16 protein-coding genes and 1 tRNA gene are annotated in these 16,743 nt (G+C 61.1%); 9 read left to right on the top strand and 8 right to left on the bottom strand.

The window, feature by feature from the left end; genetic code table 11:
- Nucleotides 1-49: 49 nt before the first annotated feature.
- The 3 genes from D0Y96_RS11610 (at nucleotide 50) to D0Y96_RS11600 (ending at nucleotide 2,158) form a co-directional block, all read left to right on the top strand.
- Entirely contained in the window at nucleotides 50-271 is a 222-nt protein-coding gene (locus D0Y96_RS11610) for a DNA-directed RNA polymerase subunit omega (RefSeq protein WP_117300041.1), read from the top strand.
- Between the two features lie 119 nt (nucleotides 272-390).
- The gene (gene rho / locus D0Y96_RS11605; protein ID WP_117300039.1) at nucleotides 391-1,641 is read left to right on the top strand and encodes a transcription termination factor Rho; all 1,251 of its coding nucleotides are present in this window, start codon (nucleotides 391-393) and stop codon (nucleotides 1,639-1,641) included.
- 139 nt (nucleotides 1,642-1,780) lie between these two features.
- Entirely contained in the window at nucleotides 1,781-2,158 is a 378-nt protein-coding gene (locus tag D0Y96_RS11600; protein ID WP_117300037.1) for a VOC family protein, read from the top strand.
- A gap of 4 nt (nucleotides 2,159-2,162) precedes the next feature.
- Here the strand turns inward: D0Y96_RS11600 and D0Y96_RS11595 are convergent, their stop codons facing one another.
- Nucleotides 2,163-3,215, bottom strand: coding sequence for a hypothetical protein (locus D0Y96_RS11595; RefSeq protein WP_117300035.1), 1,053 nt, complete (start codon nucleotides 3,213-3,215; stop codon nucleotides 2,163-2,165).
- Nucleotides 3,216-3,445: 230 nt separating this feature from the next.
- Here D0Y96_RS11595 and D0Y96_RS11590 point away from each other — a divergent pair.
- A tRNA-Arg gene (locus tag D0Y96_RS11590) sits at nucleotides 3,446-3,522 on the top strand.
- A gap of 204 nt (nucleotides 3,523-3,726) precedes the next feature.
- Nucleotides 3,727-6,525 carry a glycosyl hydrolase family 28-related protein gene (locus D0Y96_RS11585; protein ID WP_199480259.1) on the top strand — a complete coding sequence of 933 codons (2,799 nt, stop codon included), beginning with the start codon at nucleotides 3,727-3,729 and terminating at the stop codon, nucleotides 6,523-6,525.
- Nucleotides 6,526-6,532: 7 nt separating this feature from the next.
- Here D0Y96_RS11585 and D0Y96_RS11580 read toward each other — a convergent pair whose 3' ends face one another.
- The 6 genes from D0Y96_RS11580 to D0Y96_RS11555 form a co-directional block, all read right to left on the bottom strand.
- Nucleotides 6,533-6,799 carry a hypothetical protein gene (locus D0Y96_RS11580; protein WP_117300031.1) on the bottom strand — a complete coding sequence of 89 codons (267 nt, stop codon included), beginning with the start codon at nucleotides 6,797-6,799 and terminating at the stop codon, nucleotides 6,533-6,535.
- Nucleotides 6,800-6,801: 2 nt separating this feature from the next.
- A complete protein-coding gene (gcvPB, locus tag D0Y96_RS11575; protein ID WP_117300993.1) occupies nucleotides 6,802-8,349 on the bottom strand; it encodes an aminomethyl-transferring glycine dehydrogenase subunit GcvPB in 1,548 nt (515 codons plus the stop codon).
- Between the two features lie 77 nt (nucleotides 8,350-8,426).
- On the bottom strand, nucleotides 8,427-9,788 hold the full coding sequence (gene gcvPA / locus D0Y96_RS11570; RefSeq protein WP_117300029.1) for an aminomethyl-transferring glycine dehydrogenase subunit GcvPA: 1,362 nt from the start codon (nucleotides 9,786-9,788) through the stop codon (nucleotides 8,427-8,429).
- Nucleotides 9,789-9,963: 175 nt separating this feature from the next.
- On the bottom strand, nucleotides 9,964-10,353 hold the full coding sequence (gene gcvH / locus D0Y96_RS11565) for a glycine cleavage system protein GcvH (RefSeq protein WP_117300027.1): 390 nt from the start codon (nucleotides 10,351-10,353) through the stop codon (nucleotides 9,964-9,966).
- A gap of 56 nt (nucleotides 10,354-10,409) precedes the next feature.
- Nucleotides 10,410-11,552 (bottom strand): glycine cleavage system aminomethyltransferase GcvT, encoded by a 1,143-nt coding sequence (gene gcvT, locus D0Y96_RS11560; RefSeq protein WP_117300991.1) that lies wholly within the window; start codon nucleotides 11,550-11,552, stop codon nucleotides 10,410-10,412.
- Between the two features lie 289 nt (nucleotides 11,553-11,841).
- Entirely contained in the window at nucleotides 11,842-12,528 is a 687-nt protein-coding gene (locus D0Y96_RS11555) for a hypothetical protein (RefSeq protein WP_117300025.1), read from the bottom strand.
- A gap of 158 nt (nucleotides 12,529-12,686) precedes the next feature.
- Here D0Y96_RS11555 and D0Y96_RS11550 point away from each other — a divergent pair, with 158 nt between their 5' ends.
- The 3 genes from D0Y96_RS11550 to rocF all read left to right on the top strand — a co-directional run bounded on the left by D0Y96_RS11550 (nucleotide 12,687) and on the right by rocF (nucleotide 14,661).
- Nucleotides 12,687-13,133 (top strand): hypothetical protein, encoded by a 447-nt coding sequence (locus D0Y96_RS11550; RefSeq protein WP_117300023.1) that lies wholly within the window; start codon nucleotides 12,687-12,689, stop codon nucleotides 13,131-13,133.
- A gap of 128 nt (nucleotides 13,134-13,261) precedes the next feature.
- Complete coding sequence (locus tag D0Y96_RS11545) at nucleotides 13,262-13,537, top strand: hypothetical protein (protein WP_117300020.1); 276 nt, start codon at nucleotides 13,262-13,264, stop codon at nucleotides 13,535-13,537.
- A gap of 146 nt (nucleotides 13,538-13,683) precedes the next feature.
- Entirely contained in the window at nucleotides 13,684-14,661 is a 978-nt protein-coding gene (gene rocF / locus D0Y96_RS11540) for an arginase (protein ID WP_117300018.1), read from the top strand.
- Between the two features lie 31 nt (nucleotides 14,662-14,692).
- Here the strand turns inward: rocF and D0Y96_RS11535 are convergent, their stop codons facing one another.
- Nucleotides 14,693-15,400 (bottom strand): YoaK family protein, encoded by a 708-nt coding sequence (locus D0Y96_RS11535; protein ID WP_117300016.1) that lies wholly within the window; start codon nucleotides 15,398-15,400, stop codon nucleotides 14,693-14,695.
- Between the two features lie 62 nt (nucleotides 15,401-15,462).
- Here D0Y96_RS11535 and D0Y96_RS11530 point away from each other — a divergent pair, with 62 nt between their 5' ends.
- Nucleotides 15,463-16,683 carry a D-alanine--D-alanine ligase family protein gene (locus D0Y96_RS11530; protein ID WP_117300014.1) on the top strand — a complete coding sequence of 407 codons (1,221 nt, stop codon included), beginning with the start codon at nucleotides 15,463-15,465 and terminating at the stop codon, nucleotides 16,681-16,683.
- The last annotated feature ends 60 nt before the right edge of the window (nucleotides 16,684-16,743 follow it).

The following is a 16,743-nucleotide window of genomic DNA, read 5'->3' as shown; positions in this document are numbered from 1 at the left end:
CGTGATCGCAGCAAATCATCCTGTTTTTTTGGAGTAAGGAGAAACAATTATGCGTTCTGATTTGATATTTGGGGCATTGACCCACGTGACTAACCGCTACCAGCTCTGCCAGCTTGCCTCGAAGGCGACCCGCAAGCTGCATAAGCCGAATACCCGTCTGCAGGACACGACCAATGAGGTCCTGGTGCGGTTCCGTCATGCGAATCCCTTTGCTTTTCCTCCGGTACTGGAGCAGAAGACTTCTTCCGTTGAACAGCGTCGCGCAGCCTGAGCGCGGCGCTGTCTGCGCCCTTTCCTGCAGCTCTCTCCTGAAAAGTTAACGAAATACCGCCGAATCCCTCACATCCTTCCGCATAACCCCCTCCATACAGACTCCCACCGCAGGTGATCATGACCATCTCAGAACTGAAAGAAAAGAACATCACGGAATTAAGCCGCATCGCGCGCAGCCTGGAGATTCCCGGCGCCAGCGGTCTTCGGAAGCAGGATCTTATTTTCAAGATTCTTCAGGCCCAGAGCGAAAAGGAAGGACATATCTTCGCTGAGGGCGTGCTGGAAATCCTGCCGGACGGTTACGGTTTTCTGCGGTCTCCGGATTACAACTACCTGCCGGGGCCGGACGATATTTATGTATCCCCATCCCAGATTCGCAAATTCGATCTGAAGACGGGCGACACGATCAGCGGCAATGTGCGGCCGCCGCATGAAGGCGAGAAGTACTTCGCACTGGTGAAGATCGAGGCGATCAACTTCGAGTCGCCGGAAGAGACGCGGAACAAGATTCTCTTCGACAATCTGACGCCGCTGTATCCGCAGGAACGGATCAGGGAAGAGACGGTTCGTGACAATATCAGCGGACGCGTGATGGATCTGCTGACGCCGATCGGCAAGGGACAGCGCGGACTGATCGTCGCGCCGCCGCGCACCGGCAAGACGATGCTGCTGCAGTCGATCGCGAACTCGATTACGTCGAATCATCCGGAAGTGGTGCTGATTGTTCTGCTGATCGATGAGCGTCCGGAAGAAGTAACGGATATGCAGCGGTCGGTGAAGGGCGAAGTGATCAGCTCGACCTTCGATGAGCCGGCGGCGCGCCATGTACAGGTGGCGGAGATGGTGATCGAGAAGGCGAAGCGGCTGGTGGAGCACAAGCGCGATGTGGTGATCCTGCTGGATTCGATCACGCGACTGGCGCGCGCTTACAACACGATCGTTCCTCCGTCGGGCAAAGTGCTTTCGGGCGGCGTGGATTCGAATGCACTGCAGCGGCCGAAGCGGTTCTTCGGCGCGGCGCGCAATATCGAAGAAGGCGGCTCGCTGACGATCATTGCGACAGCGCTGGTGGATACAGGCTCGCGCATGGATGAGGTGATCTTCGAGGAGTTCAAGGGCACGGGCAACATGGAAGTGATTCTCGACCGGAAGCTGGTCGACAAGCGCGTCTTCCCGGCCATCGACATTCAGCGCTCGGGTACGCGTAAGGAGGAGCTGCTGATTCCGAAGGAAGATCTGAATCGCATCTGGGTGCTGCGCAAGATCCTCAATCCGCTGTCTCCGGTGGAAGCGATGGAGTTGCTGGTGGACAAGCTGAACAAGACGAGGAATAACGCGGAGTTTCTGCTGAATATGAGCTCGCTGTAAACGGCGGCTCTCTTAATTGAAGCCCGGCAGCCACTGGCCGCCGGGCTTTTGCTTTTGCGCAGAGGTGACCCCGTATCGCCGCGGCGAAAGCTGTTTTAGAGTGAGAGCGTGCCGGTGAGGCCGGCGAGGAGGGGGTCCGATGACACCAACGCTCGGAGATGGCAAGATCTGCTACGTTCAGATACCGGCCAGCGATATTGCACGGTCGGCTGAGTTTTACCGGCAGTCCTTCGGATGGAATATCCGGCAGCGCGGCGACGGCAGCACGTCCTTCGACGACGGTGTTGGGCAGATGAGCGGCGTGTGGACCACGAAGTATCCGCCGGCGGACAAGCCTGGACTGCTGATCTACATCATGGTGGATGACATGGACGCGACGCTGGAGCGGGTAGCTGCGCATGGCGGAGAGATTGTGCAGCCGGTGGGCGCAGACGCGCCCGAGATCACGGCGCTGTTCCGTGATCCCGGGGGTAATGTGATGGGGTTGTATCAGGAGCCCACGCTGCGGCGGCCCTGAACGATCAGAAGTGATGCGAGACGCTGGCGACGATGGTGTAGTCGGCGAAGAAGGCGTCGCCGTTGTAGATATGGTTCTGCAGCTCCGGAACGCTGGGCTCGCGGTTGCGAGCCAGAGCCCAGGGGCCGTTGATGGAGATGACGTCGCGGTGATAGCTGTACATCACGCCGGGGTCGAGCGAAATGATGTAGCCAGGGCGGCGGAAGCCGTCGTTGCCGCCGATGAGGTCGTGCGCCGGTACGCCTTCATCACGAATGCCAAGGCTGACGGCGAGATGACGGATTTTGGGAACGCCCTGGGAGAGTCCGGCACGCCAGAGGTACTGATCGGTGATGGACATGACACCCTGGCCAGGCTGGGTGCGGAAGGTTTTGACGCCGTTTGTGTCCATGGGGTTGGAGAGGTACTGCCCCTGAAGATAACCGAATGAGGTGCGCCAGAAGGATTTGTAGGCCTGCGTGGCGAGAAGAGCGCCCCAGCCGCCGTCGCCGGGCTGCATGGACTGGTCGGCGGTGGCCTTGATGATCTGTCCCTGATAGAGAGCTGAGCCGGTGGCGTTGTCGATGCCGGTGGGAATCTTCAGCGACATGCTGACGGCGATATTGCCGCCGTTTTCTGTAGGTGGACGGAAGATCCAGCTCTGCACGCCGACGGTGAGATCGCCTACCCCACTGACCTGATAGACGCCGGAGGGTGGATAGATCTGGTCGCGGGTGCCGTTGAAGACGGGCACGTCGGCGACGAGGCTGAAGCGCGGGCTGAGACGGTATTCGACGCCGATGTCGAAGATGTTCTGGTGATTGCGAACGGCGGTGGGGCGGGCGATCTCGTCGGTTCCGACGAAGTACTTGTTCGAATTGAAGACGCGGTAACCGATGTTGAGGATGAGGTTGTGGATGTTGAATCCACCGGAAGCACCGTCGTTGAGATCGGTGACGAGCTCATCCATGGTGTGCTGGCTGGAGTGGGCGGCGACGCATCCCTGTGCGAAAGCTCTGCCCGATGCTGCGGCAGCTGCGGCGAGCAGCAGCGCGACGGCATATTTCCCTGTTTTCATGATGTACCCCTTTCATGTGGCCTCGGAAGAAGAACAGTCTGGCCAATGTAGCCGAGGGAAAGCAGAGGCGTCGTGATAGAGGAGATGGATTTGTGCCTCCATCGAAAGATGGAGAAGTTCATATGGGGGAAATTCTGGACAGCAAAGGCCGTGAATGTGACGCGCAGGCGTGACGATGCGGATGTGAAGCGGTTTCCCTGGCCGGAAGCGCCGTAGTATGCTGGAAGTGCGCGCCCGTAGCTCAGCTGGATAGAGCGGATGCCTCCGGAGCATCAGGTCGGGAGTTCGAATCTCTCCGGGCGCACCATCCTTCCCTATGGTGTCTGTCTCCGCACTCCGCAGCGAGTTCACGGATAGATTGGCACCGTTTCCTGCACAATATACCCGCTTCCGGGCGTCGTATGGCACGTTCTGCCGGATTTCTGCCACGCGGCTTCCTACATGGGTCGATGGAGTCTGATCGATGAAATTCAGGATGAGCAGATATTTTCTTCTTTCGGTGTGCCTGTGTGTGTTGATTTGCGAAGCGGGCAGAGCACAGCAGGCAGCCAGTGCTCAGGCAGCGCCGCAAGCTGCAGAGCCGAATGCGATCCAGGCGCATGGCGTCGAGGGGAACTGGCGGGTGAACGGCCTGCAGACCGCGGGCAATACGATTTCCAAGCTGCCGCGCGTCGATGTGCGGCATCCGGACTTCGGGCAGGCGGCCGGCTGCCCAAATGCCGCAGACGCGAAGGGCGTGAACGATTCGACATGCGCGATTCGGGCGGCGATCGCTTTTGCGAATACGGCAGGCGTTTCGGGGTCGAGCTATCCGGTGGTGTATCTTCCGGCGGGTACGTACCGCGTGAGTGATTTCCTCCACGTCTCGTGCAACCTGACGGTCGAGGGGGATGGGGAGTCGGCTACGGTGATCGAGCTGACGAATGATACCGGGAGCGGCCTGATCGCGTTCAGCCGCAACAACCCGGATGGCCTGAACGATGGCGGGCAATGCTATGGAGGACTGCGCGATCTGACAGTGCGCGCGAAAGACGGGCACCTGTTTACCGGAGCGCTGGTGGAGATTGCCAATGCGGCGGGGTACTCGTTTCATCGCGTGCGCCTGGACAACAGCGGCGGGTACGGCCTGAAGGCGATGGCGGCGGAGCGGGTATTTGCCGATCAGCTGACGATCGACAACACGCGATGGCCGCTGGTAGGTCCGGGCAACGAAGGGCATTTTATCAAGCTGAATATCAACGGTCCGGGCAGGACATCGGACGGATATTGCTGGGGCGCCAACTGCGTGGACGGGAGAGACATTGCGGCTTATGCGGGGAGGATGATGCTGCGAAGCGCGTCGGGCAACGGAACGACGGCGACGTTTGTCGTTTCGTGCGAGCCGGCGGCGCAGTGTCCAGGTGGAGGGGCGGGGATCTCTCCGGTGGTGGCGGGGCATCACTTTCGCGTGTCGGGCATATCAGACATGGCTGCGCTGAACGGGTATTACACGGTGGCATCGGTGAAGAACAACACGCCGGCGGGCGCCTTTACGGTCACGGCTGCGTCACGCGCGTCAGGCAAGGCGAACGGACTGAGCGCAGCCAAATGGCAGCCGGCGGCGCTGCCGGAGACGCATGCGGCGGTGACGGCTGAAGGTTTCGATGTGGCGTTCTATGGAGGGTCGATCAAAGCGACGCGCAATGCGGGATGCTTTCAGGTAGTGGGGTCGCAGGTAGTGACAGTACAGAATTTTTACTGCGAGGCGGCGCCCTATAACGGAATCGCCGCGGTGTCACCGGATGTGATTCTGAACGGGCAACTGCCGTATACGCTGCTGACGTCGGCGTTCACCGGCACGGCGTGTGTGTCGAATGCGTCGGATACCTGCACGGCGGGCGTTGCGGGCGGCTCGGCCAACGGGACGATGTGGATGGAGAATGTTGCGGGCATGGAGCAGGATATTGCCGGGTATGGCGTCAATCTGATTCTTTATCCGCCGGACTATGACCCGACGCAGGCGACGGAGAGCAGCATGGGACAAGGCGTGCTGCGCAATCAGTATGAGCGGCTGGTGGGGGCGTTTTTCGAAGGCAGACTCTACGGATGGTATCGGCAGGGGATCAGTGAGTCAGGCAGAAAGGTGTTTCCGGCGTGGCCGGCGCATTCGTATCTGCAGAGGGACAATACGCTCAGCTTCGGGCCGCAGTTTACCTCGATTGCCAACCACTTCGAGAGCGACGATGGGCCAGGTGCGAACTGGGCGGCGTACTGCAATGACAACACGGATATCGACGGCAACCGGAACAGCTCGCTCGATACCTGCGCGTCGGTGATTGCGGGTGTACAGCCGGATGGGGTGCTGGTGTTTCCTCCTGGTTATGCGGCGGGCATGCCGAAGCGGGGATCGGTGAATGCAGAATTTATCAATACGGAGCTGAATGGCGCGGCACCTGCGTCGGTGTACGAAAGCACAGGAGTGGGATATATCAAGGTGCATACAGCGGGGAGCATCGTCATCTCGGGGCAGTTTAGTCAGCAGAAAGCGGAGACGAACGAAGTCAGCTCAGGCCAGGTGACGACGGCGTCGACACCGGTGGTGGCAGTGCAGTACAACAACGGCCATGCAGCCTCGATCAACTACGTGAATACGACAACGGGGACGAGGCTGATCGGAACCAACTTTTCGAACACGCAGTATGACAAATGGTATGAGTCGAACCTCTTTTACGATCTGTCGCTGGACCCCGTCCTGTCGGGCGGCAATCCCGGGCTGGGTTTTCCTGCGGGACATCAGTTCAGCACATCGGACTGCTGGTATGACGTACCCGCGGGATCGGAGCCAACGGCGCATGCGGAGAACAGCTGGTGCGCGATGGGAGGACCGGGGCTGACGGGAACTAAGGCCGGATGGACGTACCGGATCTGGAATGCGTCGGCAAAGCGATGGGTGGATGCGTTCAGAATCTCAAACAATGGGAATAATGCGGCCGATGTGGAGATTACGGGAACGCTGAAGGTGAATGGCGGCGCGGCTTCTGCGGCGCAGACCAGCGTTGCCGGCAGCAACGGCGGCGATTCTCCGGCATGGAATAATGGCGGCGCTCCAATTGCCCCACATTCGTGCGTGGCGGGGCCATCGGCGAGCGTGGGAAGTGCTGCGGCGGGGATGGAGATCAGCGTGACACCGGCGGCGAATCCGGGGCTGGGGCTGACGTGGAACAATGCGTGGCCGGAGAATGGCAGGACGGTGCAGGCTGAGGTGTGCAATGTGACGGCTGCGCCGATTGTACCGAGAGCGGCGGCGTATCACTTCCGCGTTTCGCGGTGAGGCGCGATCAGACGGCGGCCTCGCGCTCGCGGCGCAGGTCTTCCATGACGGACTGGATGAGCTCCTTCGCGTTGTTGATCTCGCCGAGAACGGTCTCGAGATCGAGAGCAGGTTTCGAAGGATTGCGGTTCGAGACGCAGTAGACACCATGCTGACCGATGAGCACGAGCGCGTCGGTCAGGACGTCGAGCGAAACGGCAAGACGTCCGCGAGCGGTGCCCATCATGAATTCGTACTTCTCGAGCTCGTCGCGGCGTTCGTGAAAAATGGACACGGCTACCACTCCTTTGCGGGAGAGTTGTCGGGCGCGAGCGGTGTCGAGGCGGCGGGAGCCTTCCAGCGCAGGACGGGTTTGCGGGCGGCTGTGGTCTCGTCGAGGCGCGAGACGCGCGTGGAGTGCGGCGCGTCGAGAATAAGCTGCGGATTCTCATCGGCTTCGCGGGCGATCTGACGCATAGCGTCGATGAAGAGGTCGAGCTCTTCGCGCGATTCGCTCTCCGTCGGCTCGATCATGAGCGCGCCGGGAACGATGAGCGGGAACGATGTGGTGTAGGGGTGAAAGCCATAGTCGATGAGGCGCTTGGCGATGTCGCCGGTCTTTATGCCGTTTTTTGTCTGGCGTTTGTCGCTGAAGACAACCTCGTGCATCGAAGGCGTGGGATAGGGCAGCTCGTAGAGGTCTTCGAGCTTTTTGCGGATGTAGTTCGCATTGAGCACGGCGTCTTCCGTGGTCTGGCGCAGACCGTCGGGGCCGTTCGCGAGAATGTAGGCCAGCGCACGGACAAACATGCCGAAGTTGCCGTAGAACATGCGGACGCGGCCGACGGAGTCCGGGCGGTCGTAGTTGAAGTGGAGCACACCGTCGCCGTCCTGCTCAACGACAGGAACGGGCAGGAAAGGCTCGAGGATTTTTTTGCACGCGACCGGGCCGGAGCCGGGACCTCCGCCGCCGTGGGGCGTGGAGAAGGTCTTGTGCAGATTGAGGTGCATGACATCGACACCGAAGTCGCCGGGGCGGGTCTTGCCGCAGAGGGCGTTCATGTTGGCGCCGTCCATATAGAGGAGCGCGCCTTTGGCGTGGAGGATGTCGGCGATTTTGTGGATCTGATGCTCGAAGACACCGATGGTCGATGGGTTGGTGAGCATCAGCACGGCGGTCTCTTCGGTGACGAGCTGTTCGAGCGCGGCGACGTCGACGCCGCCCTGCGCATTCGATTTGATATTGATGACTTCATAGCCGCAGACGGCGGCTGTGGCAGGATTGGTGCCATGCGCGGAGTCGGGGATGAGGACATGTTTGCGCGGATTGCCCTTCGACTGATGGTAAGCGCGGGCGAGCAGGATGCCGGTGAATTCGCCGTGCGCGCCGGCGGCGGGCTGGAGCGTGATTGCGTCCATGCCGGTGATTTCGAGGAGGCAGTCCTGTAACTGGCGGATGATGGCGAGCGAGCCCTGCGAGAGTGATTCCGGCTGGTACGGATGGGCTTCGGCGATGCCCTCAAGACGCGAGACGAATTCGTTGACGCGCGGGTTGTACTTCATGGTGCAGCTGCCGAGCGGATACATGCCGAGATCGATGGCGTAGTTCCAGGTGGAGAGACGCGTGAAGTGGCGGATGATCTCGATCTCGCTTAACTCAGGCAACACGCCGGTATCTTCGCGCGCGGCTTCGCCCAACAGAGACGCGGGGTCGACTTCGGGCACGTCGAGCGGGGGCAGCCTGTACGCCTTCTTGCCGGGTGAGGATTTTTCGAAGCTGAGCGCTTCGTTCTGCGTGAGGTGCGCGGTGACTTTGCGCGGCGTTCCGATGAATCCGTTTGCCATGGTTCCAGTCTCTTCAGGAAACTTCACCACAGAGCACAGAGGACACAGAGAAAACGTGCTGCTGCGGGGAAAAGCTTTTATCGCGCGGCTGCAGTCACGGGAGCGTTTGCCAGGACTGAAGCTGCAGTGTCGATCTGATCTTTTGTGGTGAGCTCGGTGGCGCACCAGAGCGTAGCGTTGCCCAATTCGGGGTACCACTTCTTCAGCGCGACGCCGGCGATGATTTTGCTTTCAAGCAGACGCGCACTGAGCTGCTCCGGAGCCTCGCCGGTTTCGAGAATGAACTCGTTGAAGCGCGGCGTTTCCGCGAAGAGCAGTCTGCCGCCACCGTTGAGGCTTCCGCTGAGCGTCTTCGCGGCATACTGCGCTTTGGCCAGGTTCTGCAGGGCCAGCTCTTTGATGCCCTCTTTACCGTAGACGGTCATGAAAATGGTCGCCATCAGTGCAACGAGCGCCTGGTTGGTGCAGATGTTGGAGGTCGCCTTCTCGCGGCGGATATGCTGCTCGCGCGTGGAGAGCGTGAGGACGAAGCCGCGGCGTCCCTGCGTGTCTTTCGTTTCGCCGACGAGGCGTCCCGGCATCTGGCGGAGATATTTTTCTTTTGCCGCAAGGACGCCGCAGTAAGGTCCACCGTAGCTGAGGGCGACTCCAAACGATTGCGCTTCGAGCGAGACGATGTCGGCCTCTTTCGGTGGCCGTACGATGCCGAGCGAGACGGCTTCGGCGATGGAGACGATGAGCAGCGCGCCCTTTTTATGGGCGATGCCGGCGATAGCCGGGATGTCCTCGACGATGCCGAAGAAGTTCGGCGACTGGACGAGGATGCAGGCGGTTTCGCCGGTCAGGGACTGCTCCAGCGCGGCCAGATCGAGCCGTCCGTCGGGCCCGTAGTTCACTTCGCGCGCGGTGTGCCCCTGATGCTGCGCGTAGGTGTGCATGACCTCGCGGTATTCCGGATGCGTGGTGCGGGCGACGAGAACGTCGTCGCGGCCGGTGATGCGGATGGCCATCATCACGGCTTCGGCTGCGCCGGTCGAGCCGTCGTACATGGAGGCATTGGCGATGTCCATGCCGGTGAGCTCGCAGATCATGGTCTGGAACTCGAAGATGGCCTGGAGGGTGCCCTGGGTGATCTCCGCCTGATAGGGCGTGTAGGAGGTGAGGAATTCGCCGCGCTGTACGAGCGAGTCGATGACCACCGGCCGATAGTGTTTGTAGACGCCTGCGCCGAGGAAGCTGGTGTAGCCGTTGGCGTTCTTCAGGGAGGCAGCTTTGAAGTGGTCGACAATCTCGGATTCGCCCATCTGCCGTGGAATGTCGAGGTCGCGCTGCAGGCGGTACTCTTCGGGAATGATGGCGAAGAGGTCGTCGATCGACGATGCGCCGATGTCGCGCAGCATCTCCGTTCGTTCGGCGGGCGATTTGGGTAGATAGCGCATGTCTGATCCTTACTGCATGAAAAGATGAAAAGCTGACCGCAAAAGATGCGGAGAGCGCAGAAGCGCGCGGGGAGTCACTCCAGAGGACCCAGGCGCTGAACGGGGAATCACCACAGAGAACACGGAGGGCACAGAGGAAGGATGACTGGTTCCCTTCCGCGCAAGTGAGACAGCTTTAATGACCCGTCTCCTCTTTGATGAACTTCTCGTAGTCTTCGACGCTGAGAAGTGAGTCAACTTCAGACGGATCGCTCAGCTCGATCTTCATGATCCATGCCGTATGCGCGTCGGTGTTGATCTTCTCGGGCGAGCCGGCGAGCTCCTCATTGATGGCGGTGACGGTGCCGGAGACGGGCGCGAAGAGGTCCGATACAGCTTTTACGGACTCGACGCTGCCGAAGACCTTGCCCTTTTCGACTTTGTCGCCGACTTTGGGGGATTCGACGAAGACGATGTCGCCGAGGGAGTTCTGGGCATAGTCGGTGATGCCGACGGTGCCGGCGGAGCCGTTGACTTCGATCCACTCATGCTCGCGGGTGTAGCGATAATTTGCAGGGTAAGCCATGGTGCGGTGATCTCCCTTTCAGTGTGCGGGCAAATGGTTTTACATCCTGCCGGTTGTCAGGCCTGCTTTTTCGGTTTGCGGTAAAACGGAATCGGAACGACGCGTGCTTTTACAGGGCTGTTTCGGATTTCAACGGAGACTTCGCGGCCGGGCACATCATATTCGCGGGGAACGTAAGCGAGCGCAATGTTCTTTTTGAGGAACGGCGCGGGCGAGCCGCTGGTGACATAGCCGATGGGGCTGCGGCCTTCGAGGTCGAGGACGCGGTAGCCGTCGCGGGCGATGCCGCGCTCGATGACTTCGAGGCCGACAAGTCTTTTCTGCGGGCCGCCCTCGGCGAGGACCTTCTGCAGCGCGCCGGAGCCGATGAATGGACCCTTGTCCAGCTTGCAGAAGCGGTCGAGTCCGGCTTCAAAGACATTCAGGGATTCCGAGATTTCGTGGCCGTAAAGGGAGAGCGCGGATTCAAGGCGCAGGGTATTGCGCGCACCGAGGCCGCAGGGCAGAATGCCGAACTCTTTACCGGCCTCGATGACTTCGTTCCAGACGCGCTCACTGGTGGCTTCGTCGGAGGGGATGTAGATTTCGAAGCCGTCTTCGCCGGTGTAGCCGGTGCGGGCAATGAGGGTATTGGGCAGGCCGCAGACGGTTCCCCATCTGAACCAGTAGAACTTTATCGTCGAGAGGTCGATGCTGGTGAGCTTCTGCAGGGTTTCGGCGGCCCTCGGTCCCTGGATGGCGAGCTGCGTGTAGTAGTCGCTGTAGTCGCTGACGTGAGAACGGAACTTCGAGACGCCGGCGCGAATCCAGTCGTAGTCCTTTTCGCGGGTTCCGGCGTTGATGACGATGAGGTAGTCGTTTTCACCGAGCTTATGGACGATGACGTCATCGACGAAGGTGCCTTCGGGATACAGCATGGCCGAGTACTGCGCCTGGCCGACCTGGAGGCGTGAAGCGTCGTTCATGCAGAGGTGCTGGATGGCGTCGAGCGAGCCGGGGCCGCGGAGCTGCATGTCGCCCATGTGGCTGACATCGAAGAGTCCGACGCTGTTGCGGACGGTGAGGTGCTCGGCGATGAGGCCGGAGTATTCGACGGGCATATCCCAGCCGCCGAAGTCGACCATCTTCGCGCCGAGGCGGCGGTGAAGGGCATTGAGCGGGGTCTTGCGCAGCGCGAGGGAAGCGGCCGGGGTCGACACGATAAATCCTTTACGGAAATGCGAAAAAATGGCTGCCACTTTAAATTACGAAAATGGCTGCAACTACAGCATACCGAAGAGTGGCTGCAACCCCTTTACGGTACAACCAGCCTGGGTGGGGGTCAATCGGCGGCCTGGCGGCGCACAGTAGCTGAAGCCGCTGTGTTTTTGGCTGATGACGGCACGGCCGAAGCCGCGCCCTGATATGAAGGGAAAAAGATAGAGCGCGAAAGGAGGTGTTCCCCACATATGCCAAAGAGGGTTGTGGAGAACACCTCTGCCGGGATGGCTACGGGCGCAGCTGTACGTCGTGTTTCATGCGGTAGACGATGCCGACCGAGAGGGCGAACTGCTCGCGGATGCTGCCGCCGAAGTTGACCAGGGTGGCATCGGGCGAGATGCGGAAGACGAGGCGTGGCGAGCGGTTGAGATCGATGGAACCGCCGATGGCGCTGCCGAAGGTGAGCTGATTGGAATAGAGGCCGAGGTTGCCGGGCGGGATATCGCCGATGGCGTGCTGGAAGTTGCCGTAGGCTCCGCCGAAGAGGGCATGGAACATCATGGAGACATGCTGGTTCGAGGGGCCGCGGTATTCGGGGCCACCGAGGAACATGTGCTCGCTGACGAAGGGGCCTTTGATGCCGTCAGAATTGGCGACGACACCGCTGGTGCCGTAGTAGCCGCGGACATTGGCGGCGGCGGCCCAGCGCTTGGTGAAGAAGTAGGCAGCCTGCGCGTCAAATCCGCCGAGGTTGGCGCCCTGGAGAAGGTTCGGGCCGGCATCGAAGTGCGAATAGGCGGGACCGCCGTAGATCTCCCAGCGATAGTCGTAGCGTACGCCGGCGAGCGGAGCGGGGGCAGGCAGGCGAGGATTGGGCGGAGGACTTTGTACCTGGGCGAGAGCCGCGGGGCTGAGTGTGCAAAGAAGAGCGGCAAGGGCCGCCAGTCCAAACCAGAAACAACGCTTGCCGTTCAACAGATCAAACCTCCGAAACAGACAAAACAGGAAGCTCCGCGGGACAAAGCTCCACAACCTTTCAAGATACATGGTGGGGCGGGTTCCTGTCCTGAGCGATGGCCGGCAGCCGGTCGGGAACAGGTGAGGCATGCCGGGGTTCCGGTAAGCTGGAGGGGATGAGCGGAAGAGATGTAACGGCGGGGCGCACCTTCAATTCTCTGGGAGCGATGATGCAGGCGTGGGCCGATGAGGCGGTGCGCGTGGCCCAGGAAGAGTACGGGATGGAGCTGGACTACGCGGAGGAGTCGGTTGCAAAGCTGGATACGGTGCTGGCTGCGCGGATTCCTGTGGCGGCCGACAGGCTGGACCGCGAAACGCGGATGTGGGGCGGCTATTTCGGAGAGATCTTCCGGCGGCGATACGACGCGGAATGGATCATGGCGATGTATCCGAACAAAGAAGGCCGGAACGAGATGGCGATGCCGGCGCTCGATGTGGATGGGTCCCAGGTGTATCCGCTGCTGAAGGTGGACCGCAGGCTTACTATGGGGCCGGCGGAGGAGCTGAACGGCTTTTTTGTGCGGGTGACGAAGGCTCTGGACGGCCGGACACAAAAGAGCTAAATGCACAGGGAGTGCGGCATAAAGATGTAAAAATTTCATGCCCATAAAACCGGTGATTCTGTAACTCCCCTGTTTTCCTGGGGGATTCCGGCATGCGTTTTGGCATACGGCTTGCGATTCGGGAAGATATGACGAAGCCGATGGCAAAGCTAGAACGTTGGGCGGTCGTGGACAGCATAGCCTCGCAGAGCTTCCGGGAGTTACAGCCGGGGCAGCATCTTACGGGCTATATCCCTGGCGGTGCGAATCTTCCGAACGCAAAGTTCATTTACACCTCTGTGATCATCCATGCCGATGTGGTTCGGGGCGTGGTGGAAACGCTGAATACGCTGTATGAACTGGGCAAGCCAAGCGAGGAGTACAGGGTCTGGGACGAGGAGCGGCGGCGATCGACTGCAGCGTAAGAGGTCGAACCGATCGTCGAAGCAATGGTGGAAGTACGAACGGTGATGGGAGTGACAGGCGTCACGGCGATGGATTCGCCGAAGCGGTTCTGTTCTTTAGGCCGGCTGGCAGGGTAGATAGAGTAGATTGTGGGTGGAAGGCCGGTATGCCGAAGGCAAATGAAGGACGGGCAGCAGGCAGCGGAATTCATGGCGGTGTGCAGTCGCTTCCGCCACGCAAAATCAGACTGATTGGAGTACCGCTCGATCTGGGAGCTTCGCGCCGCGGCGTGGATATGGGACCGTCGGCGGTGCGGGTGGCGGGCCTTGAAAAGCGGCTGGAAGCGCTGGGGCACGAGGTCACCGACGGCGGCAACATCCTGGTTGCCCTTGCCGAAACGAAGCAGGCCGGTGAGCTGACGGCCAAATATCTGAACGAAATTACGGAGACATGCACCCGCGCGGCGGAGATGGTGGAAGAGGTCCTCGAAGAGGGGATGACGCCGGTGATCCTGGGCGGTGACCACTCGGTTGCGGCGGGGTCGGTTTCGGGTGTGGCGGAGTTTTACCGGCGCCGGCAGCAGAAGGTCGGCCTGATCTGGATCGATGCGCACTCGGATATGAATACGCCGGAGACTTCGCCGAGCGGCAATGTGCACGGCATGCCGCTGGCGGCGCTGCTGGGGCTGGGGCCGGAGGCGCTGACGCATATCTTCGGGTTCTCGCCGAAGGTTAAGCCGGAGAACGCGGTTCTGGTGGGCGTGCGGGATATCGATGCCACGGAAAAGGCCAATATCAAACGCGCGGGCGTGAGCGAGGTGTACACGATGCGCGACATTGACGAGCGCGGCATGCGTGCGGTGATGGAAGAGGCGCTGCGCGCGGCGGGATGCGGCACGGCGGGCTATCATGTTTCGCTCGATATGGACTGGATCGACCCGGAAGATGCGCCGGGCGTGGGCACGCCGGTGCGCGGCGGGGCGACGTATCGCGAGGCGCACCTGGCGATGGAGATCATCGCCGATCATGGCCGCATGGTGAGCCTGGAGGTAGTCGAGGTGAACCCGGTGATCGATGAGCATAATCGCACGGCGGATCTGGCGGTGGAGCTGATCTCGTCTGCGTTCGGGAAGAAGATTCTCTGAGGGGATTCGGGAGAAAATGCACTGACGCGGGTTATGCGCCGGTGCGCTGGCGCGGTCCGAAGATCTCGAGCAGGAGCACGGGAATGACCAGCGCGGCCGGCAGCAGCAGCGCCCGCAGCGCGAAGAGATGGCTGCCGATGGCTCCCACGACGGCTCCGGTGCCGTAGGCGGTCCATGCGATGATGAGCGCGCCGATCTGCAGGCGGCGCTCCCGCTCCTTCTTTACGCCTTCGACGGGTGTGGTGAGGATGCTGCCGAGCTTCTCGATATTGCCGGTGAGAAATGTGGTGTTGAGATTGACGGGGCCGATTTGCTGGAAGGCATCGTTCTGCAGGCCCATGGTCCAGGCAAGGATGAGCAGCAGAGTGACACGCAGGTTGCCTTCGACACCGAGGAAGGCGAGGGTGCAGAGGATAAAGAACTCGATCATGAGACTGGCGACGGCGGGGTTGATGCGGAGGCGGTCGGCCCTGATCCATCGCCGCATGAGGTGGTCGGTGACGACACCGGCAAAGTAGGTCAGGATCAGGCCCATGCGCAGCGCGGCATCGGCCCACTGGCGCTGTTCGGCGTGCCAGGCGAGCAGCACGGTATTGCCGGTGAGATTGGCGACGAAGACGCCGCCCAGACGGATGTAGCCGAGGGTGTCGACGGCTCCGGCGATGGAGCAGAGCAGAGCCACGAGCAGGAAGACGTGCGGCATGGTGCGGTGCCGCGCTGCGGGAACCAGAGTGGTCATTTGTTCTGCCCGGTGCGCATATCTGCGTTCGATGCGGACACGATACACTCGGGTCAGTCGTTATGCCAAAACTTCGCGTGGGTGTACTCTTTGGCGGGCGCAGCGGAGAGCATGAGGTTTCTCTGCTGTCGGCGGCCTCGGTTCTGAAGGCAATTGACCGCAAAAAATATGAGGTGGTGCCGATCGGCATTACCAAAGAAGGCCGCTGGGTGACGGCGGGCGATGCCGAACGTCTGCTGAGCAACGGGGACGCCGGCGGCGTGAAGAAGCATCTGCGGGCGGGCGATCCGGGCGCGACGCCGTCGGCCGCTGTGCTCGCAAAAGGCGAGTCAGTGATTGTGCCGCCGGTGCCGCACACGGGAAAGGCCAGGGGCACGGCCGCGCTGATGCCCTTCGAGAGCGAGGCTAAGGCACTTGATCTTCATGCGAGCGCAGGCGGGAGCCAGGCGCTGCATCTGGATGTGATCTTTCCGGTGCTGCACGGCACGTTCGGAGAGGACGGCACCATTCAGGGGCTACTGGAACTGGCGGGGATTGCATACGTCGGGTCGGGCGTGCTGGGCTCGGCGACGGGCATGGACAAGGATGTGATGAAGCGGCTGTTCGCGTCAGCGAAGCTGCCCATCACGAAGCATGTGACCTTCCTGCGCAGCGAATGGCAGAAGAGCGCGCGGAAGACGGTTGCGAAGATCGAGGCCGCGCTGAAGTATCCGCTGTTTGTGAAGCCAGCGAATCTGGGGTCTTCGGTCGGCATTACGAAGGCGCATGACCGGAAGGAGCTGGCTCCGGCAATCGAAGAGGCGGCGCGGTACGACCGCAGGATTGTCGTGGAGCAGGGCGTGGGCGGCAGGCGCGGCAAGGCGCGCGAGCTGGAGGTCGCGGTGCTGGGCAACGACGATCCGGAAGCGTCGGTGGTAGGCGAGATCATTCCCGGCAAGGAGTTTTACGACTACGAGGCGAAGTATCTGACGGAAGGCTCGGTTCCGGTGATTCCCGCAAAATTAACAAAGCAGCAGTCGAAGCAGGTGCGGGAGATGGCAGTAGCGGCCTTCAGGGCGTGCGACTGCGCGGGACTGGCGCGCGTGGATTTTCTGATGGAGCCGGGGAAGGCGGGAAAGATCTACCTGAACGAGATCAACACACTGCCGGGTTTTACATCGATCAGCATGTATCCGAAGCTGTGGGAGGCATCGGGCGTGGCCTATCCAAAGCTGATCGACCGGCTGATTGCGCTGGCGATGGAGCGCCGCGCGGAGCAGGACAAAAACCGCTACAGCCGCTGAGGGGCTGACTGTCCTGGTGATTGCATCTTCGACGCCGGGAAACCAAAGGGCCTTCGGCGG

It is taken from the genome of Paracidobacterium acidisoli (assembly GCF_003428625.2).
GTDB classification, from domain to species: Bacteria; Acidobacteriota; Terriglobia; order Terriglobales; family Acidobacteriaceae; genus Paracidobacterium; species Paracidobacterium acidisoli.
Note: the sequence above shows the minus strand (reverse complement) of the source record. Positions and strands in the feature narration are given on the sequence as shown.